Below are 589 nucleotides of genomic sequence, written 5' to 3'. Positions count from 1 at the left end.
CTTTTTGTTTATTATTATTTTTTTAGGAGAGAGATATGAATATTGGTTTATTTCTATATTCATTGCCTTATCTTTAAGGCACTTATAGAATATCATCCCATGTTGTCATAATTTTAGTATAACTTTGGTAAATATTGTGAAATCAAAATGAATTATGTGAAATTTTCAAAATATACATCTTTTCTAAAATTTCCTTTTTTTCGTATTAGAGAGAGAAAGGAGGAATCATCTTGAATTCAATGGATATTGAGTCTAAGAAGTTTTTAGGACAACCCAAAAACTTTGTCTCGATCTTCAATGCACTTTTATTTGATGGACAACTAGTCTTGAAGCCTGAATATCTTAAGGATGAAAACAGTGAACTTGTCATGAATGTTTCTAGTAAGCATGTGGATATCATCAAGCGGTATGAGGGTGGTACTTATTTAGATTTGTTCGTGATTGAAAGTCAAAGCTATGTCGATCCGTCTATGGCCGTAAGAGTCATGGAATATGAAAGTGTTGCTCGTATGCGTTATATTCGTCAATGCTTTAAGAAGCATGTACCTATGCATACAAGACTACCAATGATTTTAACAGTCGTCTTATA

General features: G+C 31.6%; 1 protein-coding gene. It reads left to right on the top strand.

The window, feature by feature from the left end:
• Nucleotides 1-230 precede the first annotated feature (230 nt).
• A partial coding sequence (locus H8911_RS12280) for an RpnC/YadD family protein (RefSeq protein WP_186999857.1) occupies nt 231-589 on the top strand: 359 nt, incomplete at its 3' end.

Origin of the sequence: Holdemanella hominis, assembly GCF_014306155.1 — a bacterium.
Classification (GTDB): Bacteria; Bacillota_I; Bacilli_A; order Erysipelotrichales; family Erysipelotrichaceae; genus Holdemanella; species Holdemanella hominis.
The sequence above is the reverse complement of the archived record's forward strand: the minus strand, read 5'-3'. Positions and strand labels throughout refer to the sequence as shown.